At 70.0% G+C, this 25,096-nt stretch carries 24 protein-coding genes; 12 read left to right on the forward strand and 12 right to left on the reverse strand.

From position 1 onward, the window contains the following. Window positions 1–3 precede the first annotated feature (3 nt). A complete protein-coding gene (locus ACWH95_RS16830) occupies window positions 4–1,578 on the forward strand; it encodes an FAD-dependent oxidoreductase (protein WP_136030410.1) in 1,575 nt (524 codons plus the stop codon). Here ACWH95_RS16830 and ACWH95_RS16835 read toward each other — a convergent pair. Further along, entirely contained in the window at window positions 1,572–3,080 is a 1,509-nt protein-coding gene (locus ACWH95_RS16835) for a sensor histidine kinase (protein ID WP_240753228.1), read from the reverse strand. The two genes, ACWH95_RS16830 and ACWH95_RS16835, sit on opposite strands and share 7 nt — an antisense overlap. Window positions 3,081–3,091: 11 nt before the next feature. Continuing rightward, window positions 3,092–3,820: a response regulator transcription factor gene (locus ACWH95_RS16840; RefSeq protein ID WP_136030408.1), complete on the reverse strand. Its 729-nt coding sequence runs from the start codon at window positions 3,818–3,820 to the stop codon at window positions 3,092–3,094. Between the two features lie 104 nt (window positions 3,821–3,924). Between ACWH95_RS16840 and ACWH95_RS16845 the strand changes: the two genes are divergently transcribed. Then, the gene (locus tag ACWH95_RS16845; protein ID WP_454121048.1) at window positions 3,925–5,175 is read left to right on the forward strand and encodes an FAD-binding oxidoreductase; all 1,251 of its coding nucleotides are present in this window, start codon (window positions 3,925–3,927) and stop codon (window positions 5,173–5,175) included. Between the two features lie 60 nt (window positions 5,176–5,235). Here the strand turns inward: ACWH95_RS16845 and gndA are convergent, their stop codons facing one another. Further along, window positions 5,236–6,690: an NADP-dependent phosphogluconate dehydrogenase gene (gndA, locus tag ACWH95_RS16850; protein WP_454121049.1), complete on the reverse strand. Its 1,455-nt coding sequence runs from the start codon at window positions 6,688–6,690 to the stop codon at window positions 5,236–5,238. Window positions 6,691–6,839: 149 nt separating this feature from the next. Here gndA and ACWH95_RS16855 point away from each other — a divergent pair, with 149 nt between their 5' ends. Together ACWH95_RS16855 and ACWH95_RS16860 are read left to right on the forward strand one after the other, a co-directional pair. Further along, the gene (locus tag ACWH95_RS16855) at window positions 6,840–7,898 is read left to right on the forward strand and encodes a D-2-hydroxyacid dehydrogenase (RefSeq protein ID WP_247639055.1); all 1,059 of its coding nucleotides are present in this window, start codon (window positions 6,840–6,842) and stop codon (window positions 7,896–7,898) included. An 11-nt stretch (window positions 7,899–7,909) separates the two neighbouring features. Next, window positions 7,910–8,431 (forward strand): gluconokinase, encoded by a 522-nt coding sequence (locus ACWH95_RS16860; protein ID WP_454121050.1) that lies wholly within the window; start codon window positions 7,910–7,912, stop codon window positions 8,429–8,431. On the opposite strand, the gene ACWH95_RS16865 is transcribed toward ACWH95_RS16860, so the two are convergent. Next, a complete protein-coding gene (locus tag ACWH95_RS16865; protein WP_275090547.1) occupies window positions 8,416–8,541 on the reverse strand; it encodes a hypothetical protein in 126 nt (41 codons plus the stop codon). The genes ACWH95_RS16860 and ACWH95_RS16865 overlap by 16 nt on opposite strands. A gap of 222 nt (window positions 8,542–8,763) precedes the next feature. Here ACWH95_RS16865 and ACWH95_RS16870 point away from each other — a divergent pair, with 222 nt between their 5' ends. Together ACWH95_RS16870 and pth are read left to right on the forward strand one after the other, a co-directional pair. After that, on the forward strand, window positions 8,764–9,378 hold the full coding sequence (locus tag ACWH95_RS16870) for a 50S ribosomal protein L25/general stress protein Ctc (protein ID WP_454121051.1): 615 nt from the start codon (window positions 8,764–8,766) through the stop codon (window positions 9,376–9,378). A gap of 96 nt (window positions 9,379–9,474) precedes the next feature. Further along, window positions 9,475–10,056 (forward strand): aminoacyl-tRNA hydrolase, encoded by a 582-nt coding sequence (pth, locus tag ACWH95_RS16875; protein WP_136036311.1) that lies wholly within the window; start codon window positions 9,475–9,477, stop codon window positions 10,054–10,056. A 12-nt stretch (window positions 10,057–10,068) separates the two neighbouring features. On the opposite strand, the gene ACWH95_RS16880 is transcribed toward pth, so the two are convergent. Together ACWH95_RS16880 and trpS are read right to left on the reverse strand one after the other, a co-directional pair. Beyond that, a complete protein-coding gene (locus ACWH95_RS16880) occupies window positions 10,069–10,800 on the reverse strand; it encodes a hypothetical protein (RefSeq protein ID WP_454121052.1) in 732 nt (243 codons plus the stop codon). A gap of 51 nt (window positions 10,801–10,851) precedes the next feature. Next, window positions 10,852–11,856: a tryptophan--tRNA ligase gene (gene trpS / locus ACWH95_RS16885; protein ID WP_136044440.1), complete on the reverse strand. Its 1,005-nt coding sequence runs from the start codon at window positions 11,854–11,856 to the stop codon at window positions 10,852–10,854. 60 nt (window positions 11,857–11,916) lie between these two features. Here trpS and ACWH95_RS16890 point away from each other — a divergent pair, with 60 nt between their 5' ends. Continuing rightward, complete coding sequence (locus ACWH95_RS16890) at window positions 11,917–12,576, forward strand: DUF4166 domain-containing protein (RefSeq protein ID WP_454121053.1); 660 nt, start codon at window positions 11,917–11,919, stop codon at window positions 12,574–12,576. Between the two features lie 31 nt (window positions 12,577–12,607). Here the strand turns inward: ACWH95_RS16890 and ACWH95_RS16895 are convergent, their stop codons facing one another. The 6 genes from ACWH95_RS16895 to sdhC form a co-directional block, all read right to left on the reverse strand. Then, window positions 12,608–13,447, reverse strand: a complete 840-nt coding sequence (locus tag ACWH95_RS16895; protein WP_136030390.1) for an exodeoxyribonuclease III — start codon at window positions 13,445–13,447, stop codon at window positions 12,608–12,610. Window positions 13,448–13,456: 9 nt separating this feature from the next. Then, entirely contained in the window at window positions 13,457–14,671 is a 1,215-nt protein-coding gene (locus ACWH95_RS16900; protein WP_247981943.1) for a YihY/virulence factor BrkB family protein, read from the reverse strand. Window positions 14,672–14,772: 101 nt separating this feature from the next. Next, window positions 14,773–15,540, reverse strand: a complete 768-nt coding sequence (locus ACWH95_RS16905) for a succinate dehydrogenase iron-sulfur subunit (protein WP_136030386.1) — start codon at window positions 15,538–15,540, stop codon at window positions 14,773–14,775. A gap of 2 nt (window positions 15,541–15,542) precedes the next feature. Continuing rightward, a complete protein-coding gene (sdhA, locus tag ACWH95_RS16910; RefSeq protein ID WP_136030384.1) occupies window positions 15,543–17,369 on the reverse strand; it encodes a succinate dehydrogenase flavoprotein subunit in 1,827 nt (608 codons plus the stop codon). A 19-nt stretch (window positions 17,370–17,388) separates the two neighbouring features. After that, complete coding sequence (locus tag ACWH95_RS16915; protein ID WP_136030382.1) at window positions 17,389–17,829, reverse strand: succinate dehydrogenase hydrophobic membrane anchor subunit; 441 nt, start codon at window positions 17,827–17,829, stop codon at window positions 17,389–17,391. Beyond that, entirely contained in the window at window positions 17,829–18,263 is a 435-nt protein-coding gene (sdhC, locus tag ACWH95_RS16920; protein WP_136030381.1) for a succinate dehydrogenase, cytochrome b556 subunit, read from the reverse strand. Before sdhC ends, ACWH95_RS16915 begins: the two co-directional genes overlap by 1 nt. 227 nt (window positions 18,264–18,490) lie before the next feature. Between sdhC and ACWH95_RS16925 the strand changes: the two genes are divergently transcribed. The 5 genes from ACWH95_RS16925 (at window position 18,491) to ACWH95_RS16945 (ending at window position 25,087) form a co-directional block, all read left to right on the forward strand. After that, window positions 18,491–19,606 carry a mannose-1-phosphate guanylyltransferase gene (locus ACWH95_RS16925; protein WP_136030378.1) on the forward strand — a complete coding sequence of 372 codons (1,116 nt, stop codon included), beginning with the start codon at window positions 18,491–18,493 and terminating at the stop codon, window positions 19,604–19,606. Window positions 19,607–19,755: 149 nt separating this feature from the next. Further along, window positions 19,756–20,868, forward strand: a complete 1,113-nt coding sequence (locus ACWH95_RS16930; protein WP_136030376.1) for a BMP family lipoprotein — start codon at window positions 19,756–19,758, stop codon at window positions 20,866–20,868. Window positions 20,869–20,973: 105 nt separating this feature from the next. Then, on the forward strand, window positions 20,974–22,488 hold the full coding sequence (locus ACWH95_RS16935) for an ABC transporter ATP-binding protein (RefSeq protein WP_136036308.1): 1,515 nt from the start codon (window positions 20,974–20,976) through the stop codon (window positions 22,486–22,488). Further along, the gene (locus tag ACWH95_RS16940) at window positions 22,485–23,804 is read left to right on the forward strand and encodes an ABC transporter permease (RefSeq protein WP_136030370.1); all 1,320 of its coding nucleotides are present in this window, start codon (window positions 22,485–22,487) and stop codon (window positions 23,802–23,804) included. Before ACWH95_RS16935 ends, ACWH95_RS16940 begins: the two co-directional genes overlap by 4 nt. Continuing rightward, window positions 23,801–25,087 (forward strand): ABC transporter permease, encoded by a 1,287-nt coding sequence (locus ACWH95_RS16945; protein WP_136036306.1) that lies wholly within the window; start codon window positions 23,801–23,803, stop codon window positions 25,085–25,087. Before ACWH95_RS16940 ends, ACWH95_RS16945 begins: the two co-directional genes overlap by 4 nt. The last annotated feature ends 9 nt before the right edge of the window (window positions 25,088–25,096 follow it).

Genomic DNA, 25,096 nt, shown 5'->3' on the forward strand with positions numbered 1-25,096 from the left:
ACCGTGATCACGACATTCGCCGCTGCACGCCAGCGCGTCCTCGCCGTGCTGGGCGCGCTGTCGATGTACCGCCTGGTGCTGTTCGCCCTCATCGCCCTCGCCGCGATCGCCCTCGTCCTGTCGCTGTTCGGGGTGATCGTGTCGCCGACGCCCGTCGAGCTCGTGGTGTCGTTCGTGGTGCTCGCGGCCGTGATCTCGGCGGTGGACGCGGCGGCGCAGCGCATCCTCCGGCTGCCGTGGCGGATCGAGTCGTCGCTGGTGACCGCGCTCATCCTGCTGTTCGTGCTGCGTCCCGGTGTGGAGCCCGCAGCCCTGCTCGGGCTCGCGATCGCGGGCGCCGTGGCGAGCGTGTCGAAGTACGTGATCGCCTGGCGCGGCCGCCACATCTTCAACCCGGCGGCCTTCGGTGCGGCGGTCGTCTCGATCCTCGGCGCGTTCGGAGCCTTCGCGTGGCTGGGCACTTCGTCGTCGTGGTGGGTCGGCACTCCGGTGCTCGCCGTGCCGGTGGTGCTGCTCGGGCTCGCCGTGCTCTGGCGCACCGAGAAGATCCGGGTCGTGTCGCTCTTCCTCGTGGCCGCGGTGGCCACGTCCCTGGTGCGCCAGGCCGTGCAGGCGGCGCAGTTCGACATCCCGTTCGACCTCGTCACGGCGCTGTCGTTCGCGGTGCTGCAGTCGCCGTTCCTGTTCCTCGGCGCGTTCATGCTGTCCGAGCCGCTCACGCTCCCGCCACGACGGCGACAGCAGCTCGCGGTCGCGGTCCTGGTCGGCGTGCTCGCCGGCTGGCCGATCTCGGTGGCCGGGCTGTTCACGCTCGGCCAGGAGCGGGCGCTGCTGATCGGCAACCTGCTCGCCTTCGCGTTCGCGCTGCGCGGCTCGGTGCGGCTCGTGCTGGAGCGTCGCACCTTCGTCACCCCGACCGCGCAGGAGCTCACGTTCCGCGCGAAGGGGCGGGTCCGGTTCCTCGCCGGCCAGTACCTCGAGCTGGACGTGCCGCACCGCCGTCCCGACGCGCGGGGCACTCGACGGGAGTTCAGCATCGTCTCGGCACCGGCCGACCTGCCGACGCTGCGCATCGCGTACAAGAACGGCGACCAGAAGCACCCGTCCAGCTACAAGCGCGCGCTGGCGGCCGCGGAGCCGGGGGCGACGTTCGCGGTCACCGGCACGTGGGGCGACTTCGTCCTGCCGCGCGGCGAGCAGCCCGTGCTCATGGTCGCGGCGGGCATCGGCGTGACGCCGTTCGTGTCGCAGTTGCGGCAGCTGCGGGCCACGGGTCAGCAGCGCGACGTGGTGCTGGTCTACGTCGCCGCGGAGGCCGCGGAGCTCGCGTTCCGGGAGGAGCTGGAGGCGACCGGCGTGCGGACGGTGGTGTTCACGCGCGACGAGCCCACCGGGCTTCCCGCGCACTGGTCCTGGGCGCGGGGCGCGCGCCTGGGTGCGGAGTCGCTCGAGCAGGCCGTGCCCGACCTGGCCGAGCGGCACGCGTTCATCTCCGGACCGCCGCGGCTGATCGCCGACCTCGCGCCGGCGCTGCAGAGGGCGCGCAGCCTCACGACCGATGCGTTCGCGGGTTACTGAGCGGGGGCCGGAGCGGGCGCGGACGGGATCCGCACCGTGAAGGTGGTGTCACCCGGCTCGCTGGTCACGTCGATCACGCCCCCGTGCCCCTCGACGATGGCCTTCACGATCGCGAGGCCGAGCCCGGTGCCGCCGGTCTGACGGGCGCGCGAGGTGTCACCGCGGGCGAAGCGGGCGAAGAGCTCGTCGCGGATCGCGGGGTCGATGCCCGGCCCGTCGTCGTGCACGCGGAGCACGGCGTCGTCGCCCTCCCTGGCGACGCTGAGCGTCACCGTGGTCCCCGCCGGGGTGTGTGCCCTGGCGTTCGCGAGCAGGTTCGCCACCACCTGGTGCATGCGCCCGGCATCGCCCAGGATCAGCACCGGCTCGTCCGGGACCTCGATGCTCCAGTGGTGCTCGGGTGCGGTCGGCCGCGCGTCGGAGAGGCCCTCCAGCGCGAGCTGCGCGAGGTCGACGTTGCTGTAGACGAGCTCGCGGCCCTCGTCGAGCCGGGCGAGCAGCAGCAGGTCCTCCACGAGCCTGGTCATGCGCAGCGACTGCGCCTGGATGCGCTCGAGCGACGACGTGGTGCCCTCGATCGCCTCGGGGGCCTTGGCGGGGTCGGTCGCGGCGTCCGCCTGACGGAGCGCGCGCAGGGAGAGCTCGGAGTAGCCGCGGATCGAGGCGAGCGGGGTGCGCAGCTCGTGGCTCGCGTCGGCGACGAACTGCCGCATGCGCTCCTCGTTCTTCTGCCGAGCGGCGAGGGAGACGTCCACGTGGTCGAGCAGCTTGTTGAGCGCCGCGCCCACCAGCCCGGTCTCCGTGCGCGGATCGGCCTCGGCGGGCGGCACGCGCTCGGTGATGCTGACCTCGCCGCGGTCGAGCTGCTGGTTCGCGACCCGGGTGGCGGTCGCGGCGACCGCGCGCAGCGGACGAAGGCTCACCCGGATGGTCACCGCGGTGGTGAGGGCGAGGAGGATCAGGCCGCCCACGGTCGCGAGCACGATCACGGTGAGCAGCTGCGTGAGCTGGTTCTGGATCTCGTCGCGGGGGAGGCCGGTGACCACGACGACGCCGTTGCTCGCGGTGGTCGCGAAGACGCGGTACGAGCCGAGCCCGTCGAACGTGATGGTGCCCTGGGTGCCGAGGGCGACCGTGCCGTACAGCTGTCGCAGCTGCTCGGAGGTGAGGGTGGTCGACCGGTTGCTGAGCTCGGCGCGGTTGTCGTGGAACGCGACGCCCGTGGCACCGGCGACGGGGCTTCCCACCGAGAGCAGCAGCCCCGGCACGGGGTCGATGCGGTAGAGGATGTTCTCGACGGTCGCATCGGACGGCGCGACCCGCTCGACGACCTGGTCGCGGATCGTGACGGCGTAGCCCTTGACCTTGTCGTCGAGCTGCTGTTCGAGCGTGCTGCCGAGGGTGGCGCTGGTGATGATGGCGACGATGACGAGGATGAGCGACACGAAGCCGATCACGGCCGTCATGAGCCGCGTCTGCAGGCTCATGGGGCGTCGCGTCATCGTCGCTCCGCTCACTGCGGGGCCTTGATCATGTAGCCGACGCCGCGCACCGTGTGCAGCAGAGGAGTGCGTCCGGCGTCGATCTTCTTGCGCAGGTAGGAGATGTACAGCTCGACCACCGACGACTTCCCGCCGAAGTCGTAGCTCCACACCCGGTCGAGGATCTGCGCCTTCGACAGCACGCGGCGCTCGTTGCGCATCAGGTAGCGCAGCAGCTCGAACTCGGTCGCGGTCAGCTCGATCTCGGTGCCGTCGCGCACGACCTCGTGGCTGTCCTCGTTGAGCGTGAGGTCGGCCACGCGGAGGATGGACTGCCCGTCGTCTGCGGTCGCGTGACCGGTGCGGCGGATGATCGCGCGCAGGCGGGCGATCACCTCTTCGAGGCTGAACGGCTTGGTCACGTAGTCGTCGCCGCCGGCGGTGAGGCCCGCCACGCGGTCGCCGACGGCGTCCTTGGCCGTGAGGAACAGCACGGGCACGAGGTTGCCCGCATCGCGGAGCCGCTTGAGCACGGACATCCCGTCGAGGTCGGGCATCATGATGTCGAGCACGAGCGCGTCCGGCTCGAACTCCTTGGCCACCTGGATGGCCTCGAGGCCGGACGACGCGGTGCGCACCTCCCACCCCTCCATCCGCAGGGCCATGGCGAGCAGGTCGGTGAGCATCTGCTCGTCGTCCACGGCGAGGATGCGCAGAGGGGAGCCGTCGGGGCGGCGCAGTTCGGGCAGGTCGCTGGTCATAGCGTCTATTCTGCGGAATCTCCTATGCGATTTCTATGGAGGCCGCTATGTGTTCTCTGGGAACAGCCCTCCCGAATGTCTGCGCCCGGGTCTACCGTGTGCTCATGACCGACAGCGTCGAGCATCCTTCCCCCATCGTCCACCGTCCCTCCACCGTCTCCGAGGTCGCCGACCTCGTCCGTCGCGCCGCGCGGGAACCCGTCCCGCTGACCGTCGTCTCCGGCGGCCACGGCCCCTGGTCGCACGCCCCCGCACCCGGCATCCGCATCGAGCTCGGCGCCCTGTCCTCCGTCGAGGTCGAGGGCACGAGGGTCCGCATCGGCGGCGGCGCCGTCTGGGGCCACGTGGCCGCGGAGCTCGCGAACCACGGCCTCGCGCTCAGCTCGGGCGACACCGCGAGCGTCGGCGTGGGCGGTCTCACCCTCGGCGGCGGCATCGGCTGGATGGTCCGGGCCTGGGGCCTCGCGGTCGACCAGCTGGTCGGCGCGCAGGTCGTGACCGCGACCGGCGACGTGATCGAGACCTCCGCCGACGAGCACCCCGAGCTGTTCTGGGCGCTGCGCGGCGGTGGCGGCAACTTCGGCATCGTCACCCGCTTCGACTTCGAGGCGCACCGGCTCCCGGGCATCGCGCTGGCCGAGAACGTCGTCGACGGTGATGCCACCGACGTCCTCCGGGCGACACGCGACCTGATGCGCGATGCCCCGCGCGAGCTCACCGTCACGTTCATGGACGTGCCGCCCATGGACCCGAGTGCTCCGGCGGGCGCCAGGCTCACCGCGGTCTGGGCCGGCCCCGAGCCCGAGGCGCTGCAGGCCGCCCTCGCCCCGATCGCCGCGCTCGATGGCGTGCACAGTGAGGTCAGTACGCCGGCCTACCGCGACATCCTGCTGGAGATGCCGCAGCCCGAGGGGGAGGAGGCCCCCGCTCCTCCCGGGTTCATCGCGGCCAACGGGCTCATGTCCGACCTCGATGATGAGCTGATCGACCGCCTGATCGCCTTCCGGAGCGCCTATCCGGCGTCGGTCGTGTTCCTGCGTTCGCTCGGCGGCGCCTTCGCCGACGTGCCCCAGGAGGCGACCGCGTTCCCCGCCCGTTCCGCGACCTGGTTCGTGATGGCGGCCGCCTTCGACATCCCCGGACTGCTCGACGATGCCGCGCGCGAGCGCGCTGCCGTCGAGGTCCAGCGGATCGCCGCGGGGCGCCTCGCCGAGTACAGCAACTTCGTCGACACGGAGCAGTCCGAGACGGTCGCCGGCATGTATGCCGAAGACGCGTTCGCCCGGCTCCGCGACGTCAAGCGGCAGTGGGACCCGCAGAACCTGTTCCGCCGCAACCACAACATCAGCGTCTGAGCGACGACGCACGAGGGCCCGGGAACCATGCGGTTCCCGGGCCCTCGTCGCACGGAGGCGTCAGTGCGTGTCCTCGGCCTCGATCTCGGTGCGGTCGCCCGACCACAGCGTGTGGAACGTGCCGTCCTTATCGATGCGCTTGTAGGTGTGGGCGCCGAAGAAGTCGCGCTGGCCCTGCACGAGCGCGGCGGGGAGCCGGTCGGCGCGGATGCCGTCGTAGTACGACAGCGACGACGAGAACGCCGGGGCGGGGATGCCCGACTGCGCGGCCGTCACCACGACGCGGCGCCAGGCGGACTGGGCGCGGGTCAGCGCCTCGGCGAAGTACGGCGCCGTCATCAGCACGGGAAGGTCGGGCGTCTCGGCGTAGGCGTCCGCGATCCGGTTCAGGAACTGCGCCCGGATGATGCAGCCGCCGCGCCAGATCTTGGAGATCGCGCCGAGGTCGATGTTCCAGCCGTACTCGGCGGCCCCCGCGCGGATCTCGTCGAAGCCCTGCGAGTACGCGACGATCTTCGACGCGTAGAGCGCCAGGCGCACGTCCTCGATGAACGCATCGACCTGATCGGCCGGCACGGTGAACTCCTCGTCGGGTCCGGGGAGCGACGCGGCGACGGCGCGCTGCTCGGGGTGCGAGGAGAGCGAGCGGGCGAAGGTCGCCTCGGCGATGCCGGAGACCGGGACGCCGAGCGACAGCGCGGTCTGCACGGTCCAGGCGCCGGTGCCCTTGGCGCCGGCCTGGTCGAGGATCACATCGACGAGGGGCTTGCCGGTCTCCGCATCCACCTGACGGAGCATCTCGGCGGTGATCTCGATCAGGTACGACTCGAGCTCGCCGCGGTTCCACTCCGCGAAGATCTCGGCGATCTCGGCGGGCGACTTGCCGGTGCCGCGACGGATGAGGTCGTAGGCCTCGGCGATCAGCTGCATGTCGGCGTACTCGATGCCGTTGTGCACCATCTTGACGAAGTGGCCGGCACCGTCGTGACCCACGTGCGTGACGCACGGTTCGCCCTCGGCGACCGCCGCGATCGACTTGAGGATCGGGCCGAGCGTGACCCACGACTCGTCGGAGCCGCCGGGCATGATCGAGGGACCGGTGAGCGCACCCTCTTCGCCGCCGGAGATGCCTGCGCCGACGAAGTTGATGCCCGTCTCCCGCACGGCCTTCTCGCGGCGGATGGTGTCGGGGAAGTAGGCGTTGCCGCCGTCGACGATGATGTCGCCCGGCTCGAACACCTCGACCAGCGAATCGATCACCGCGTCGGTCGGGGCACCCGCCTTGACCATGATGATGGCCGTGCGCGGCTTCTGCAGCGCATCGGCGAACTCCTGGTACGTCCGGGCGGGGATGAAGCCGGCTTCCGGATGCTCCTCGAGGAGGGTCTCGGTCTTCTCGTAGCTGCGGTTGAAGATCGCCACGGTGTTGCCCTCGCGGCTGGCGAGGTTGCGGGCGAGGTTCGACCCCATGACGGCGAGTCCGACGACTCCGATGTTCGCTGATGCTTCGGGCACAGAGGGCTCCTCGATCGTGAAGAAGGGTTGTGTTCAGCGTATCGCTGTGCGGTCGGTCGGTGCGCGATCGTGTCCCCGTGAGGCCGCGGCGGTGCGGCCCGCCTCGACCTCTACGCTGGTCGGAGCAGGCCTGCAGAGAGGGAGTCGCCGTGACGGAGTCCGAGAAGAAGGTGCGCGCCGTGGTGGCGGTGCCGCTGCCCGAGGAGCTGTGCCGGCTCATCGAAGAGCTGGAGCCGCGCCTGGAGGTGGTGAGCGATCCGTCGCTCGTGCCGCCGATGCGCGGGCCCGCGGACTGGTCGGGCGACCCCGGGTTCACGCGCACGCCGCAGCAGCAGGAGGCCTTCGACGCCCTGGTCGACTCCGCCGACGTGTTGTTCGGGATCCCGGACGTCGATCCCCGCGCCCTGGCGCGCACGGTGTCCGCGAACCCCCGGCTGCGCTGGGTCATGACCACGGCGGCGGGCGGCGGGAGCACGGTGCGCGCCGCGGACCTCGGTCGCGCCGACCTGGACCGGGTCGTCTTCACCACGAGCGCCGGCGTGCACGGTGGCACGCTCGCCGAGTTCGCGGTGTTCGCCGTGCTCGCCGGTGCCAAGGGGTTGCCGCGTCTGCTGGAGGATCAGCGCGACCGTCGCTGGCCCGAGCGGTGGGAGATGAGGCAGGTCGAGGAGATGACGGTGCTCGTCGTCGGGTTGGGCGGGATCGGAGCGGAGTGCGCGCGCCGATTCGATGCGCTGGGTGCGCGGGTGTGGGGCACGAGCCGTTCCGGCCGCCCGGTGGAGGGGGTCGAGCGGCTCGTCTCCCCGGATGCGCTGAGCGAGGTGGTCGCGGAGGTCGACGCGATCGTGGTCACGCTGCCCGGTACCGCGCAGACCCGGCACCTGATCGGCGACGACGTGCTGCGGGCGGTGCGCCCCGGGGTGATCGTCACCAACGTGGGCCGGGGGAGCGTGATCGACGAGGCCGCGCTGCTGCGGGCGCTGGACGACGGGCGCGTGGGGTTCGCCGGGCTGGACGTGTTCGAGGAGGAGCCGCTGCCGGAGGGCTCGCCCCTGTGGTCGCACCCGCGCGTGCTCGTGAGTCCGCACACCGCGGCGCTCAGCTCCCGCGAGGAGGAGCGCATCGCCCGCCGCTTCGCGGAGAACGCCACCCGCCTGCTCGACGGCCGCGAGCTGCGCGCCGTGGTCGACACCGTCGAGTTCTACTGATCCGGGCGGCGATGAGCGTCCGCATCGTGGTGATGGGGCCGAGCGGCTCGGGCAAGTCGACGGTGGGCCGGGCCCTCGCGGAGGCGCTGGACGCGCGGTTCGTCGACGGTGACGATCTGCATCCGCTCACCAGCGTCGACAAGATGGCTGCCGGTGTCCCGCTCGACGACGAGGACCGCCTGCCGTGGTTGCGGGTCGTGGGCGAGACGCTGCGCGCGCACGACCGGATCGTGATCGCCTGTTCCGCGCTGCGGCGTCGCTACCGCGAGGCGATCAGGGCGGGGGCGGCGGAGGCGTTCTTCGCGGAGCTCGTCGTCGATCCTGCGGTGCTGGCCGCGCGGATGCGGGCGAGGGAGGACCACTTCATGCCGGCGTCGCTGCTGGACTCGCAGCTCGCGGCGCTGGAGCCGCTGGAGGGCGACGAGCGCGGGGTGCGGGTCGAGGCCACGCGGAACCCCGCCGGGGAGGTCGACGCCATCGTCGCCGCGTGGCGGGACGAGGAGCGTCGGAGGGGCGATCAGTCCTTGCGGTAGCCGGAGCGGCCGAGCGAGAACAGCGCGCCCGCGGTACCGATCGCGGCGCAGAGCGTCATGGCGCCGATGAGCCAGAGGAGGACGTGCGAGAGGAAGGCGCCGTCGAGCATGGGGGTACTCCGAGTTCTGCAGAAGGGACGGTGTCCTCAGCCTATCGGGTGATCCGGTACCATGGACACGTACCTCGGCGAGGGATGCTTCTGCGCGTGCGCGGATCTCCGTAATCGACGCGGCGAAGCAAGCCCGGTGGCTTTCCTCACGCGTCCGCGTTCGAGTTCACAATTCCAAGACCACCGCGCGGCGCCTTCGCTGCGTGCCCCGAAGGAGAACCCATGTCTGAAGACACCACGGTCCACGCCGAGCTGCGCAACAGCTTCGGCAAGGGCTTCGCCCGTCGTCTGCGCGCCGCCGGCAAGATCCCCGCCGTCATCTACGGCCACGGCACCGAGCCCGTGCACGTCGCGCTCCCGGGCCACCAGGTCTCGCTGATCGTGCGTCGCGCGAACGCGCTGCTCGACCTCGACATCGAGGGCACCTCGCAGCTCGCGCTCGTCAAGGACGTGCAGAAGGACCCGGTGCACCAGGTCATCGAGCACATCGACCTGCTGGTCGTGAAGAAGGGCGAGAAGGTCGCGATCGACGTTCCCGTCGTCGTCACGGGCGAGTCGGCTCCCGGCACCATCGTCAACCTCGACGCGACCACGCTGTCGGTCGAGGCCGAGGCCACCCACATCCCGGAGCACATCGAGGTGTCGGTCGAGGGTCTCGAGGAGGGCGCGCACATCACGGCCGCCGACGTCACCCTGCCCAAGGGCTCGTCGCTGCTGACCGACCCCGAGGTCCTGGTCGTCGCTATCGCCGTTCCGGCCGCTCCGGTCGAGGACGAGGCCGAGGCCGCCGAGGGCGAGGCTCCCGCCGAGGCCGCCGAGGAGGCCGCCGCGGAGTGATCTCCGACAGCTTCACCACGGAGGGGACGCGATCGCATCGCGTCCCCTCCGTCGTATCCTGACCGGGTGCGCGGCGCCCGCGAGAGAGGACGAGGAATGGCAGTCACCTGGCTCGTTGTCGGACTCGGCAACCCGGGTCCGCGGTACGAGGCGACCCGCCACAACATCGGCCAGCTGGTCGTCGACGAGTTGGCGAGCAGGCGCGGCGAGACGTTCCGTGAGCACAAGGGCGGTGCTCGTGTGGTGGAGACGTGGCTGCGCCCGGGGGCGGACAAGCTCGTGCTCGCCAAGCCGAACACCTTCATGAACGTCTCGGGGACACCGGTCGCCGCACTGGCCCGGTTCTACTCCGTCGCGCCGGAGCACGTGGTCGTGGTGCACGACGAGCTCGACATCCCGTTCGACACGGTGAAGCTGAAGACGGGCGGCGGCCACGGCGGACACAACGGCGTGCGCGACGTGGCGCGCGCGCTCACGACGCCCGAGTTCCCGCGCGTGCGCGTGGGGATCGGGCGCCCGCCCGGGCGTCAGGACCCCGCCGATTGGGTGCTGTCCCCGTTCGGGAAGGACGAGCGGGCGAACCTGCCGCTCCTCGTCGCGGATGCCGCCGATGCGGTCGAGCTGCTGGTGGACGAGGGGCTCCTGGCCGCGCAGCAGAAGCACCACGCGCCCCGCTGAGCGGTCGTGCGCTCAGGCGGGGGAGCCCGCGAATCCGGCGGCACCACCGACGGCGAACGTCACGAGCACGACGGCGGAGAAGATCACGACGCCGAGCACGGCGAGCACGAGCGCGGCGATCCCGGCACCGCGACCCTGCCGACGGCGGATCGCGATGATGCCGAGGACGAGCGCGGCGACGCCGAACACCGTCCCGGTCCAGAACGACAGCTCCGCCCACAGCACCTGATCTCGCGCCGGGCTGAGGACGCTCAGGTCATTGCCGCTCGAGACGCCGTAGGGGAGTCGTCGGCCGATCTCGAAGGCGCTGATGCCGCCGAGGATCGGGGCCACGACGGCCGCGACGAGGGAGAAGACGAGGGCGAGCGAGCCCAGGAGGCCGGAGCGCTGCGGAGCCGCATCCGGCACGCTGTAGGCCCCGGACGGCACCGCGTAGCCGCCCACGGGCACGGCGTAGGCGCCGGGAGGGGCGGCGGGTGCGACCGGAGCCGCGGTCGGGTACGCGCCGGGGGCGGTGGCGTATGCCGGGGGTACCGGGGCAGCGCCGTACGACGGCGGGACCGGGGCGGCTGCGTACGACGGCGGGACCGGGGCGGCATCGTATGCGGGCGGGACCGGGGCGGCATCGTATGCGGGCGGGACCGGGGCGGCGGACGGCGCGGGGGCGTATGCCGGGGGTGCCGGCGGGGGGCCGTCGGGGGTCGAGCGTGCGCCGGGGGGAGGAGGCAGATGGGGATCGGTCACGCCCCCCATCCTAGAGGCGCTGCCGCCTTCGCCCCCCGGGCGCCGCAGCCGTCAGACCCGCCGGAGCAGTCCGACGCGGTCGTACACGTCGGACAGCGTCGCATCGGCGACGGCGTCCGCGCGGGCGGCGTTCGCGGCGAGGATGCGGTCGAGCTCGGCCGGGTCGTCGAGGAGCTCGAGCGCGCGCTCCCGCACCGGCCCGAACTCCGCCACCACGACCTCTGCCAGGCCCTTCTTGAAGTCTCCGTAGCCACGGCCCGCGTACTCGTCCTCGATCGCGGCGATCTGCCGACCGGTGAGGGCTGCGTAGATCGTCAGCAGGTTCGAGACACCGGGCTTGTTCTCGCGGTCGAACCGCACCGAGCCCTCGTTGTCGGTCACGGCCCGCATGATCTTCTTGGCCGACTTGGCCGGGTCGTCGAGCATCCACAGGACGCCGGCGTCGCTCTCCGCCGACTTCGACATCTTCGCGGTCGGGTTCTGCAGGTCGTAGATCCGTGCCGTCTCCTTCTGGATGACGGGGATCGGCACCGTGAAGGTGGGACCGAAGCGCGTGTTGAAGCGCTCGGCGAGGTCGCGCGTGAGCTCGACGTGCTGCTTCTGGTCGTCGCCGACCGGCACGACGTCGGTCTGGTAGAGGAGGATGTCCGCGGCCATGAGCACTGGATAGGTGAAGAGTCCGACGCTGGTCGCGTCAGCGCCGTACCGGGCGGACTTGTCCTTGAACTGCGTCATGCGACCGGCCTCGCCGAAGCCGGTGATCGTGCTGAGGATCCAGGCCAGCTCGGCGTGTGCGCGCACGTGGGACTGCACGTACAGCGTCGACTGCGAGGGCTCGATGCCCGCTGCGATGTACTGCGCAGCCGTCCGGCGCGTCTTCTCCCGCAGCTCCGCCGGCTCCTGGGCCACGGTCAGGGCGTGCAGGTCGACCACGGAGAAGAAGGCGTCGTACGAGTTCTGCAGCTCTCGCCACTGCAGGAGAGCGCCGATGTAGTTGCCGATCTGGAGGGAGTCGGCGGAGGGCTGCATTCCGGAGTAGAGACGAGGCTTGTTCACCCGTCAATCCTATGCGCCCGTCGCGCGGCCCTCCGCGCGGCCGTCGCCTACGCTGGCGGCATGACCGAGACACCCCCGCCCGCACGAGGCCAGGTCTTCCTCGACGCCCTCGGAGCGGAGGCGGAGCGACTGCACCCGGAACTGCTCGCCTCGTTCCGTCGCCCCTCGGCCGTCGGTCACGCGGAGGGGGTGTTCGCGATCGCGGGAAGCCGCTTCGGTCGATGGTCGGCGCTCGCCCGTCCCGTCGTGGGCCCGCGTCTGCTCGTCACCGCCCGGGGCCGCGCGGTGCCCTTCACGCTGATGACGGTGTCCGGGCGGTCTCCGTCGGGGCGTGCCACGCTCGACTCCGTCCGCGTGTTCGGCTTCTCCCGCGGTGCGCAGGAGATCGCCGACCGTCTGACCGTGAGCGTCCGCCCTGGACTGGTGCGCAACCTCCTCGGCTCGCGCGGTCGGGTCGAGCTGATCGAGGCGTGCTCCGTGACATCGGAGGGGTTCCTCCGCATGAGCACGGTGCGGGTCGCGCTGCGTCTGTGCGGTCGACGGGTCGCGCTCCGCGGACCCCTCGGCGTGCACGTCGATCTCGTGGACGGCTGGGACGAGGAGCACCGTCGTCGCACGATCGACATGCGCGCGGTGAACCCGGTGCTGGGGACGGTCTTGGAGTACCGCGGGTGGTACCGCGAACAGGACCGGCACGCGGCTGCGCAGCCCGGCTCTTAGCGAGCCGATCCGTGTCCGGGGTGAGGCGTGCTCAGTACGAGTAGTCGACGACGACCGGTGCGTGGTCGCTCCACCGCTGGTCGTAGGCGGCGGCCCTGGCGACGTGGTAAGCCTCGACCCGTTCCGCGAGAGCGGGAGTTGCGAGGTGGTAGTCGATGCGCCACCCGGAGTCGTTGTCGAATGCCTTCCCGCGCATGGACCACCACGTGTACGGACCGTCGACCTCACCGTGGAAGCGGCGCCCGACATCGACCCAGCCGAGGCCGGTGCCGACCGAGCCATCGGTCCCCGTGATCGACGTGCCCGCCTCGCCGAGGAACCGGTCGAAGTACGCGCGTTCCCGCGGGAGGAAGCCGGCCTTGGTGCGGTTCCCGCGCCAGTTCTTGATATCGAGCTCGCGGTGTCCCACGTTGAGGTCGCCCGTGACGAGGGCGAGGGCGCCGTCGGTGTTCAGCGACGCGAGTCGGGCCTCGAACGCGTCGAGGAACTTCCACTTCTCGTCCTGCTTCGGGGTGTCCGCCTCGCCCGAGTGCACGTAGGCGCTGACCACCGTCAGCGGCCGGTCGCCGATCACGTAGTCGGCCTCGATCCAGCGACCCTTCGAATCGAAGTCCTCCGGCCCGAAGTCGGTGCGGGAAGCGACGGCGGGGAGGCGGCTGGCGATCGCGACGCCTGCGCGCCCCTTCGCCGTCGCCTCGTCGTGCACGAAGGTCCATCCGGGGAGGGCGGCCTCGATGTGCTCGTCCTGACCGCGGACCTCCTGCAGGGTGAGGATGTCGATGTCCGCCGCGTCGAGCCACGAGCTCATACCGTTGCGAGCCGCCGCTCGGATCCCGTTGACATTGACCGTGGCGATACGCAGATGAGGCATTCCTCCAGCCTAACGAGCGCCTCCGACATCACCGCGGTCCTGGCGGTGGTTGAGCTCCGTGAGCAGACGCTGTGCCAGCGGGGAACCCGCCGGCAGCGGCGGCGGGGCAGTGGCCTCGAGGTGCGCCACTTCCTCCCGTGCGCGGCGCAGCGCCCGCTCGGTCGCCCACACGCGGTACCAGGGGGCGGCATCGCGGTCCGCCTGCGCGTCTCGGGCTCGGATGCGCGCGGCGACGAGCAGCGCCCGGTGCTCGTCGATGCGGCGCTCCGCCTCGGTCTGGGCGAGGAGCGGCAGGTCGCGGTCCTGCGCCGTCACCGCCATCCACGACGCCGCGACGAGCATCACGACGCCGTTCACGCGGAACCACAGCAGCAGTCCGACGAAGATCGCGAACGTGGCCAGGAGAGGGTTCGACGGCGTGTAGCTCAGCAGGAAGCCGACACCGAACTGCAGCACGGTCATGGCCGCACCGCCGAGGAGTGCGCCCGGCCAGATCACTCCCCAGTGCAGCGAGGTCCCGGTGAGGAATCGCACCATCGCGGCCAGGGCCCCGGTCAGGAGCACGAAGGACACGAGCACGGTCCCGATCCGGATGCTGAGGTTCAGCCCGTCCGATCCGGAGTCCCACCCGAGGAGGGTGAGGAGCCAGCGCAGCACGGCCGCACTGGCCGAGCTGAGGGCCGACCCGAGGATCAGGGCCACCCCGAAGATGAGGGCCGCGAGCAGATCGCGGGCCTTCAGCAGCAGGTAGCTGCGGCGGTCGGGCTCGAGCCCGAAGATGTCTCGCACGGCGCGGCGGGAGAAGGTGACCCAGCCGATCGCGGTCCAGATCACCGTGCCCAGGGCGATGAGGCCGGTGACGCCAAGCACGCCGGTCGTGTTGGAGGCGATCTCCTGCACCTGCTGCGGTGTGAACACGCCGCCCTGATCGAGGATCAGGTTCGGGATGTAGTTGTTGATGATGTCGATGAGGCCGTTGACCGCATCTTCGCTGCCGCCCAGCCAGAGACCGGCGATGGCGAAGGCCAGGTACACCGCGGCGAAGATGGCGAACAGCGCCTGATAGCTCACGCCCGCGGCGAGCAGGAAGCCGTTGTGCTGCAGGAAGTGTCGCCACACCCGCACCGGGAACAGTCCCAGGGTGCGCTGCGTCAGCGCGGTCGCGCGCTCGACCGCCGCATCGAGACGACCGGGCTCGGTCGCGGCACCAGTGGGGTCGGACACGACCCCACCCTATCCAAGGCGCCCCACGCCGGGACGCCTCCGAGACGCGCGAAGGGCGGCTCCGCAGTCGGAGCCGCCCTTCGCGCGGGGGAGGAGATGCCTCAGGGGCGTCCGCGAAGGACCGCCTGCTTGACCTCTGCGATCGCCTTCGTGACCTCGATGCCGCGGGGGCACGCCTCGGAGCAGTTGAAGGTCGTGCGGCACCGCCACACGCCCTCCTTGTCGTTGAGGATGTCGAGGCGCACGGCGGCGTTGTCGTCGCGCGAGTCGAAGATGAAGCGGTGCGCGTTGACGATGGCCGCCGGGCCGAAGTACTGACCGTCGGTCCAGAACACGGGGCACGAGGAGGTGCACGCGGCGCACAGGATGCACTTGGTGGTGTCGTCGAAGACCTCGCGGTCGGCGATGGTCTGCAGGCGCTCCTTGCCCTTCTCCGGCACGGAGTTCGCGACGAGGAACGGCTGCACCTCGCGGTACGACGCGAAGAACGGCTCCATGTCGACGACGAGGTCCTTCTCCAGCGGCAGGCCCTTGATGGCCTCGACGTAGATGGGCTTCGAGATGTCGAGGTCCTTGATCAGCGTCTTGCAGGCGAGGCGGTTCCGTCCGTTGATGCGCATGGCGTCGGAGCCGCAGATCCCGTGGGCGCAGGAGCGGCGGAACGTGAGCGAACCGTCGACCTCCCACTTGATCTTGTGCAGGGCGTCGAGCACGCGGTCGGTGGAGTAGAGCTCCACGTCGTAATCGACCCAGTGCGGCTCGGCGTCGACCTCGGGGTCGAACCGGCGGATGTTGAACGTGACGATGAAGGACTGGATGCCGGTGTCTTCGGTCGTCTCCGCGGGGGCTTCGGCGATGGCGTTCGACATGGTCAGTACTTCCTCTCCATCGGCGGGTAGTTCAACTCGCCCTTGTCGTTCTTGGTGAACACGACGGGCTTCCAGTCGAGCTTGATGTGGTCGCTGGGGTCCGACGAGTGCGGGTCGCCCGTCAGGTAGGCCATGGTGTGCTTCATGTAGTTCTCGTCGTCGCGCTTCGGGAAGTCGTCGCGCATGTGACCGCCGCGGCTCTCCTCGCGGTTCTGCGCCGCGTAGACGACGACCTCGGCGATGTCGAGCAGGAAGCCCAGCTCCACGGCCTCGAGCAGGTCGGTGTTGAACCGGTGGCCCTTGTCGTCGACGTGCACGTTCTTGTAGCGCTCGCGCAGCTCGGCGATCACGCCCAGCACGTGCTGCAGCGACTCGTGCGTGCGGAACACCTGCGCGCCCTTGTCCATCTCGTCCTGCAGCGTCTTGCGCAGCACGGCGATGCGCTCGGTGCCCTGGTTGTTGCGCAGGTCCTCGAGCATGCCGGAGACGAACGCGGCGGGGTTCTCGGGGAGCGGAACGAACTCGGCGGTCTTGACGTACTCCACGGCGTTGCGGCCGCTTCGCTTGCCGAAGACGTTGATGTCGAGCAGCGAGTTGGTGCCGAGGCGGTTGGCGCCGTGCACCGAGACGCACGCGCACTCGCCGGCGGCGTACAGGCCGGGCACCACGGTGTCGTTGTCGGCCAGCACCTCGCCGTTGTTGTTGGTGGGGATGCCGCCCATGGCGTAGTGCGCGGTCGGCATCACGGGGACGGGCTCCACGACCGGGTCGACGCCCAGGTACGTGCGCGCGAACTCGGTGATGTCGGGGAGCTTGGTCTCGAGCACCTCGGCACCCAGGTGCGTGCAGTCGAGCAGCACGTAGTCCTTGTGCGGTCCGGCGCCGCGGCCCTCCGCGACCTCCTGCACCATGCAGCGCGCGACGATGTCACGCGGTGCGAGGTCCTTGATGGTGGGGGCGTAGCGCTCCATGAACCGTTCGCCCGAGGCGTTGCGGAGGATCGCGCCCTCACCGCGGGCACCCTCGGTGAGGAGGATGCCGAGTCCGGCGAGTCCGGTCGGGTGGAACTGGAAGAACTCGAGGTCCTCCAGCGGGAGGCCCTTGCGCCAGACGATGCCGACGCCGTCGCCCGTGAGAGTGTGCGCGTTCGACGTGGTCTTGAAGATCTTCCCGAAGCCGCCGGTCGCGAAGATGACGGCCTTGGACTGGAAGACGTGCAGCTCACCCGTGGCGAGGTCGTAGGCGACGACGCCGGCGATCTGGGTCTTGCCCGCCTCGTCCTTCACGGTGATGAGGTCGAGCACATAGAACTCGTTGAAGAAGTTGATGCCGAGCTTGACGCAGTTCTGGAACAGCGTCTGCAGGATCATGTGACCGGTGCGGTCGGCGGCGTAGCAGGCGCGGCGGACCGGGGTCTTGCCGTGCTCGGCCGTGTGACCGCCGAAGCGACGCTGGTCGATCTTGCCCTCGGGCGTGCGGTTGAAGGGAAGGCCCATGTTCTCGAGGTCGATGACCGCGTCGATGGCTTCCTTCGCGAGGATCTCCGCCGCGTCCTGGTCGACGAGGTAGTCGCCGCCCTTGACCGTGTCGAAGGTGTGCCACTCCCAGGAGTCCTCCTCGACGTTCGCGAGCGCCGCCGCCATGCCGCCCTGCGCGGCACCGGTGTGCGAGCGCGTCGGGTACAGCTTCGAGATCACGGCCGTCTTCGCGCCGGGGCCCGCCTCGATGGCCGCCCGCATCCCGGCGCCGCCGGCGCCCACGATGACGATGTCGAACTGGTGGTAGTGCACGCCGTCACGGACGACGGAATCCTGGGTCTGGGTAGTCACTTCTCGTATGCCTCTTCTTCTAGCCCTGCGCCTGGCAGGTCTCCCACAGCGTGCTGGACTCGGTCACACCCAGGCAGGGGTCGAACGTGAAGACGACCAGCGTGCCGAGGATGATGAGCAGGCCGGCGGCCAGCCCGAGTGCCCACACGAGTGCCTTGCGGGCGGTGGCGTTGGTCACGTAGTCGTTCACGATCGTGCGCATGCCGTTGGCGCCGTGGATGAGCGCGAGCCACAGCATCAGCACGTCCCACCACTGCCAGAACGGTGTGGCGAATTTGCCGGCGATGAACGCGAAGTCGAGGGCGTGGATGCCCTCGCCGAGCATGAGGTTGACGAAGAGGTGGCCGAAGATCAGCACGACGAGCACGACGCCCGACACGCGCATGAAGACCCAGCCCCACTTCTCCAGGTTCACCCCGCGCTGACGGCGGGCGGGGGCGACGGCGGTCTGAGCGCTCATCAGTGTCCTCCTCCGAAGCCGGCGAATGCGAGCATCAGGTGGCGGGGCACGAAGCCGGCCATGATGATGCCCCAGACGAGCAGAACGCCCCAGAACAGCTGGCGCTGGTACTTGGCGCCCTTCGACCAGAAGTCCACGGCGATGATGCGCAGACCGTTCATGGCGTGGAACACGATGCCGGCCACGAGCACGACCTCGCCGAGCGCCATGACCGGGTTCTTGTACGTGCCGATGACCGCGTCGTACGCCTCCGGCGACACCCTGATGAGCGCCGTGTCGAGCACGTGCACCAACAGGAAGAAGAAGATGGCGACTCCGGTGATGCGGTGAAGCACCCACGACCACATGCCTTCGCGACCCCGGTAGAGGGTGCCGCGGGGGGTCTTGGACGTGGTTTCCGAAATCGACGGTGTCAAGCGAGCGCTTGTGGACACGGTCGTCCTCCCTGGATCGATGTGACTCGGTCGCGTGCGCCGTCTCGACCCCTCGAAGTGCTGGGGAGGGGCAGGCACGCCCGATCGCCCTCCATCCTATTCCTGTGAGAAGGCCGTGGGCGACGAAGGGGACCCTAACCAGCGGGCGCCGCCCGGATCCGGTCGGGACCGCGTCGCCGCGGAGCGGCTCACGGGGACCGAGCGGGCCGGCTGGGTACGCTGGCCGGGTGAGCGAACCCATCGAGGACTTCTACGCGGTGATCCCGGCCGGAGGCATCGGCAGCAGGCTGTGGCCGCTCTCCCGGGCGGATGCGCCGAAGTTCCTGCACGACCTGACCGGCTCCGGCCACTCGCTGCTGCGCGACACGTGGGACCGCCTCGAGCCCCTCGCCGGACCCGATCGGATCGCGGTGGTGACGGGACGGGCGCACCGGGCGGCGGTGGAGGCCGAGCTGCCCGGCATCGCCGATCTGAACGTGTTCCTGGAGTCGGAGCCGCGCGAGTCCGCCGCGGCGATCGGACTGGCCGCCGCCGTGCTGCACCGGCGCGACCCCGATGTGATCATCGGCTCGTTCAGCGCCGATCACGTCATCCGCGGCACGCGCGTGTTCGAGTTCGCGGTGCGAGACGCGGTCGAGGTCGCTCGCGAGGGGTACATCTGCACGATCGGCATCGCCCCCACGGAGCCCGCGGTCGGCTTCGGATACATCAAGAAGGGCTCCGAGCTCGTCGTCGAGCGTGCCCGTGAGGCCGCGCTCGTCGAGAGCTTCGTGGAGAAGCCCGACCTGGAGACGGCCAAGGCGTACCTCGCCGACCGGGGCTACCTGTGGAACGCGGGCATGTTCATCGCCAAGGCGAGCGTCCTGCTCGACGAGCTCGCCGCGAACGAGCCGGAGCTGCACGCCGGGCTGCTCGAACTGGCCGAGGCGTGGGACGATCGCGAGCGACGGGGCCCGGTCGTCGACCGCATCTGGCCGCGCCTCAAGAAGACGGCGATCGACTATGCGGTCGCCGAGCCCGCCGCGCGTCGTGGTCGCCTCGCCGTCGTCCCCGGGCACTTCGACTGGGACGATGTCGGCGACTTCGCGTCGCTCACCAAGCTCATCACCAACGGCAGGAAGAACGACCTCGCCGTTCTCGGGCCGCGGGCGCGGGTGCTCACGGATGCCGCCAGCGGCATCCTCGTCAGCCAGACCTCCCGCGTCATCAGCCTCGTCGGCGTCAAGGACATCGTCGTGGTCGACACCCCCGACGCGCTTCTCGTCACGACGGTGGAGAACGCGCAGCGCGTGAAGGGCGTCGTGGAGTCGCTGAAGCTGAACGGACAGGGCGACGTGCTCTGATGAGCAGTGATCGGTGCTCATCGGGTGGGTTGATTTCAGCTTTGTAACCTTTCGCCAGCGCCAGGGGCGACGTGCGTGCACGAAGGCTGAAACACTAGGTAACTTTGATCGATCCGCGATGGTCGCGGTTCCGTTGAGGGAGGCATGAGTTGACCATCTCCACCACCAAGAAGCTTCTCGGCGCGACCGTCGCCGCGGGCGTCATCTTCGCGCTCGCCGGTTGCGGCCAGGCACCGACCGACGAGGCCGGGGGATCGGACAAGCCGGCCGACTCCGACTTCCTGCCCTGCCTGATCTCCGACGCGGGCGGCTGGAACGACAAGTCGTTCAACCAGTCGGCCAAGGAGGGCATGGACAGCGCCGCCGAGGAGCTCGACATCAAGCCGCTCGAGTTCGAGTCGGCGAACGACAACGACTACGCGCCGAACCTCGAGACCGCGGTGTCCGAGGGCTGCTCGCTCATCGTCTCGGTTGGCTTCAAGCTGTCGGCCGCCACGGTCGAGTCGGCGCTCGCGAACCCCGAGATCGACTACGCGATCATCGATGACTGGGCCGACAACGACTTCGACGGCGAGGTCGACGCGCCCAACATCAAGCCCCTCGTGTTCGACACGGCTCAGGCCGCCTACCTCGGCGGCTACGCGGCCGCGGCGTGGTCGGCGCAGAGCGGTGTGAACAAGGTCGGCACCTTCGGCGGCATGCAGATCCCGTCGGTCGCCGTGTTCATGGACGGCTACCAGCTCGGTGTCGAGAAGTACAACGAGGACAAGTCGGCTTCGGTCCAGGTCTTCGGATGGGATGCGGCGACGCAGGAGGGCTCCTTCACGGGTGGCTTCGACGCGAACGACACCGCCAAGCAGACCGCTCAGGGCGTGCTCGACCAGGGCGTCGACGTGATCCTCCCGGTCGGTGGCCCCGTCTACCAGAGCGCCGCGGCGGCCATCACCGACAGCGGCAAGGACACCCTGATGCTCGGCGTGGACAGCGACCTCGCGGTTGCCGACCCGAGTGTTGCGGGCATGACGCTCGTGTCGATCATGAAGGCCATCGACGTGGCTGTGCACGACGCGACGATCGCGGCCGCCAAGGGCGACTTCGACCCGGAGCCCTACGTCGGGACGCTCGAGAACGAGGGCGTCAAGCTGTCCGGCTTCGGCGACTTCGAGTCCCAGCTGCCCGAGGGCCTGATGGACGAGCTGAAGACGCTGCAGGAGCAGATCATCTCCGGCGACATCACGGTGGAGTCGAAGAACTCGCCGTGATCTGAAACGGTCCGACACGGGGCGAGTGGTGAGCAGGCTGCCACTCGCCCCGTGCGTGGACGGACGACGATTCTCCTGAATGACACTTCTGGATAAGGTGCAGATATGAAGCTCGAACTTCGCGGCATCACCAAGCGATTCGGCAGCCTCGTGGCCAACGACCACATCGATCTGGTGGTCGAACCGGGGCAGATCCATGCCCTCCTCGGGGAGAACGGCGCGGGAAAGTCCACCCTCATGAACGTCCTCTACGGCCTGTACCAGGCCGATGAGGGAGAGATCCTCCTCGACGACGAGGTGCAGCACTTCCGCGGCCCGGGTGACGCGATGGCTGCGGGGATCGGCATGGTGCACCAGCACTTCATGCTCGTACCGGTGTTCACGGTCGCCGAGAACGTGATGCTCGGCCACGAGCAGACCAAGGCGCTCGGCACCCTCGACATCGCGAAGGCCCGCCAGCACGTGCGGGAGGTCGCCGCGCGCTTCGGCTTCGACATCGACCCCGACGCGATCGTGGGCGACCTGCCCGTCGGCGTGCAGCAGCGGGTCGAGATCATCAAGGCGCTCTCGCGCGACGCGAAGGTGCTCGTGTTCGACGAGCCCACCGCGGTGCTGACCCCCCAGGAGACCGATGAGCTCATGGGCATCATGCGGCAGCTGCGCGACGAGGGCACCGCGATCGTGTTCATCACCCACAAGCTCCGCGAGGTGCGGGAGGTCGCCGACACCATCACGATCGTCCGTCTCGGCCGGATCGTGGGGGAGGCGTCGCCGACTGCGTCGAACGCGGAGCTCGCCTCGCTCATGGTCGGCCGCGCGGTCGAGCTGACGGTGCACAAGGAGGCGCCGCGACTGGGCGAGGGCGGCCTGGCGGTGTCCGGACTGCGGGTGCTCACCCCGGGCGGCGCGATCGTCGTGGACGGCGTCGACTTCACCGTGCGACCGGGCGAGGTGCTCGCGATCGCCGGCGTGCAGGGCAACGGCCAGACCGAGCTCGTGGAGGCCATCGTCGGTCTCGCGGCGCGCGTCGAGGGCAGCATCGTGCTCGACGGCAAGGAGCTGGTCGGCAAGAGCGTGCGCGCCATCCTCGACGCGGGAGTCGGGTTCGTCCCGGAGGACCGCACGGAGGACGGCCTGGTCGGCGGGTTCTCGGTCGCCGAGAACCTGGTGCTCGACCGCTCGGACGACCCGGCGTTCAGCCGCGCCGGCACCCTCAAGCGCGCCGTGCTCGAGGAGTTCGCGCGCGAGCGCATCAAGGAGTACGACATCCGCGCGCAGGGGCCCCACACCCCGGCGGGCACGCTGTCGGGTGGAAACCAGCAGAAGGTGGTCATCGCCCGGGAGATGAGCCGCGACCTGCGCCTGCTCGTGGCGGCGCAGCCCACTCGCGGCGTCGACGTCGGCTCGATCGAGTTCATCCACAAGCGGATCATCGAGACGCGCGACGCCGGGATCCCCGTCGTCGTGGTCTCCACGGAGCTGGACGAGGTCGCAGCTCTCGCGGACCGGATCGCGGTCATGTACCGCGGCACGATCGTCGGCATCGTCCCGGGTGACACGCCCCGGGAGACACTCGGACTCATGATGGCCGGTGCGGCCGAAGGAGAGGTGGCCGCGTGAGCGGAGCGACACCAGGCGCAGGGGACGCGACCAAGGGGCTCCCACCCGAACAGCTCGCCACGAGCACCGGCACCGTGCCGCGCGACCCCTCCGACGTCCCGCCGCCTCCCCGCGCGAACGTCGTCCTGAAGGAGATCCTGCGGGGGAGCGCCGTCACCACGATCCTGGCGATCGTCCTCGCGCTCATCGTGGGCGGCATCCTCATCGCCTTCACGAACGAAGACGTGCAGGAGGCGTCCGGGTACTTCTTCGCCCGTCCGACCGACACGTTGGCGGCGGCCTGGAACGCCGTCTACAACGGCTACGAGGCGCTCTTCCGCGGCGCGATCTTCAACGCCCGCGGAGCCGACTTCGCCGCGCAGATCCGTCCGCTGACGAACACGCTCGGTTTCGCCGCGCCGCTCATCGCGGCCGGTCTCGGCGTGGCGCTCGCGTTTCGCGTCGGTCTGTTCAACATCGGTGCGCGCGGCCAGATGCTCATCGGTGTCGCGGTCGCGGCGCTGCTGACCTTCTCCCTCGACCTGCCGCTGTGGCTGCACCTGCCCGTCACGCTCCTCGCCGGCATCGCGGGCGGGGCGCTGTGGGGTGCGATCGCCGGTCTCATCAAGGCCCGCACGGGTGCGCACGAGGTGATCCTCACGATCATGCTCAACTACATCGCGTACTACCTGCTGCTGTGGATGATCCGGACGCCCGGCCTGCTGCAGAAGCCGGGCACGAACCAGGCGCTCGGCTCGCCGACACCCGAGTCGGCGCAGTTCCCGACGCTGCTCGGCCCGCAGTTCCCGCTGCTGGACGTGGGCTTCGTGATCGTGATCATCGCGACGCTGTTCGTCTGGTGGCTCCTCGAGCGTTCCTCCCTCGGCCTGCGCATGCGCGCCGTGGGCGAGAACCCGCACGCCGCCCGCGCCGCCGGCATCAGCGTGCAGCGCATCTACGTCTACGCGATGCTCTTCGCGGGAGGCCTCGCCGGACTCGCGGGGATGAACCAGCTGCAGGGCGCCGTGACCACCGGCGTCACCGAGACCATCGACGCGGGCATCGGCTTCGACGCGATCACCGTCGCCCTCCTCGGCCGCAGCCGCGCGTGGGGCACGTTCGCCGCCGGCATCCTGTTCGGCGCGCTCAAGGCCGGATCGTTCTCGATGCAGGCGCAGGACATCCCGGTCGACATCGTGCTGGTCGTGCAGTCGCTCGTGGTGCTGTTCATCGCCGCGCCGCCGCTGCTGCGCACCGTGTTCTTCCTGCCCAAGTCCGACGCGGAGAAGGCCGCCAAGGCGAGAGCCAAGGCCGCGAAGAAGGCGGTGACGGCATGATGTCGCTCGCACAGACCGAGGCCGCAGACGGCACCGTCCAGCTCGCGACCGTGAAGGAGCGCCACCTCAAGGCGCCCATCGTGCTCGCCGTGCTGACCGTGCTGCTCGCGCTGCTGTTCCTCGCGGTACCCCGTAGCGGCACCAGCACCTTCCGGCTCTCCGACCAGTCGTCGGCGTTCGCACTGCCCGACGTGGCCCTGCCCACCTCGTCGACCTTCTGGTTCGTGTTCGCCGTGCTGGTCGTGATCACGGTCGCCTCGTTCCTGCGGGCATGGGTGTATCGTCCGACCTCGCTCTGGCTGGTCGCTGCCTACGGTGTGTTCGCGGTGTTCGGGTTCCTGGTGTGGGCGTCCGCGGGCGGCCTCGTCCCCGTCACGAGCCTGCTGTTCGGCGCGGTGTCGCTGTCGGTCCCGCTGGTGTTCGGTGCCCTCGGCGGCGTGATCGGCGAGCGCGCCGGTGTGGTCAACGTCGCCATCGAGGGGCAGCTGCTGCTCGGCGCGTTCTCGGCCGCCCTGCTGTCGAGCATCACCGGCAACCCGTTCGTGGGTCTGATCGGCGCGATGGTCGGCGGCGTGCTGGTCGCCAGCGTCCTCGCCGCGTTCGCGATCAAGTACCTCGTCGAGCAGGTCATCGTCGGTGTCGTGCTGAACGTGCTCGTCACCGGTCTCACCGGGTTCCTGTACGGCGCGCTCCTGGCACCCAACGAGGCCGAGCTGAACACGCCGGTGCGGTTCACGCGGATCGAGATCCCGCTGCTCAGCGACATCCCGATCATCGGTCCCGTGCTGTTCAACCAGACGTTCATCGGCTACCTGATGTTCCTCACGGTCGCCGTCGTCGCGTGGGGGCTGTACCGCACCCGCTGGGGGCTGCGGCTCCGCGCCGTCGGTGAGCACCCGCAGGCCGCCGACACGGTGGGCATCAAGGTCAACCCGACGCGGTTCTGGAACGTGCTGCTGGCCGGTGCGATCGCGGGCATGGGCGGTGCGTACTTCACGCTCGTCTCGGTGCCGCAGTTCGGCAAGGACATGACGGCGGGACTCGGCTTCATCGCCCTCGCCGCGGTGATCTTCGGCCGCTGGGACCCGATCAGGGCGACGCTGGCGGCACTGCTGTTCGGCTTCGCGACGAACCTGCAGAACCTGCTGTCGATCCTGAAGACGCCGATCCCCGGCGAGTTCATGCTGATGCTGCCGTACGTGGTGACGCTGCTCGCGGTCGCCGGGTTCGCCGGGCAGATCAAGGCACCTGCCGCCGACGGCAAGCCGTACATCAAGTCGTAGGACGCAGGA

It is taken from the genome of Microbacterium sp. NPDC055502, assembly GCF_053643635.1.

What these genes read in the sequence shown, in the direction of transcription:
- ACWH95_RS16835 (WP_240753228.1), bottom strand. Translation starts at nt 3,080, where the DNA reads ATGACGCGACGCCCCATGAGCCTGCAGACGCGGCTCATGACGGCCGTG.
- ACWH95_RS16840 (WP_136030408.1), bottom strand. Translation starts at nt 3,820, where the DNA reads ATGACCAGCGACCTGCCCGAACTGCGCCGCCCCGACGGCTCCCCTCTG.
- ACWH95_RS16845 (WP_454121048.1), top strand. Translation starts at nt 3,925, where the DNA reads ATGACCGACAGCGTCGAGCATCCTTCCCCCATCGTCCACCGTCCCTCC.
- ACWH95_RS16860 (WP_454121050.1), top strand. Translation starts at nt 7,910, where the DNA reads ATGAGCGTCCGCATCGTGGTGATGGGGCCGAGCGGCTCGGGCAAGTCG.
- ACWH95_RS16865 (WP_275090547.1), bottom strand. Translation starts at nt 8,541, where the DNA reads ATGCTCGACGGCGCCTTCCTCTCGCACGTCCTCCTCTGGCTCATCGGC.
- ACWH95_RS16870 (WP_454121051.1), top strand. Translation starts at nt 8,764, where the DNA reads ATGTCTGAAGACACCACGGTCCACGCCGAGCTGCGCAACAGCTTCGGC.
- pth (WP_136036311.1), top strand. Translation starts at nt 9,475, where the DNA reads ATGGCAGTCACCTGGCTCGTTGTCGGACTCGGCAACCCGGGTCCGCGG.
- ACWH95_RS16890 (WP_454121053.1), top strand. Translation starts at nt 11,917, where the DNA reads ATGACCGAGACACCCCCGCCCGCACGAGGCCAGGTCTTCCTCGACGCC.
- ACWH95_RS16895 (WP_136030390.1), bottom strand. Translation starts at nt 13,447, where the DNA reads ATGCCTCATCTGCGTATCGCCACGGTCAATGTCAACGGGATCCGAGCG.
- ACWH95_RS16905 (WP_136030386.1), bottom strand. Translation starts at nt 15,540, where the DNA reads ATGTCGAACGCCATCGCCGAAGCCCCCGCGGAGACGACCGAAGACACC.
- ACWH95_RS16915 (WP_136030382.1), bottom strand. Translation starts at nt 17,829, where the DNA reads ATGAGCGCTCAGACCGCCGTCGCCCCCGCCCGCCGTCAGCGCGGGGTG.
- ACWH95_RS16935 (WP_136036308.1), top strand. Translation starts at nt 20,974, where the DNA reads ATGAAGCTCGAACTTCGCGGCATCACCAAGCGATTCGGCAGCCTCGTG.
- ACWH95_RS16945 (WP_136036306.1), top strand. Translation starts at nt 23,801, where the DNA reads ATGATGTCGCTCGCACAGACCGAGGCCGCAGACGGCACCGTCCAGCTC.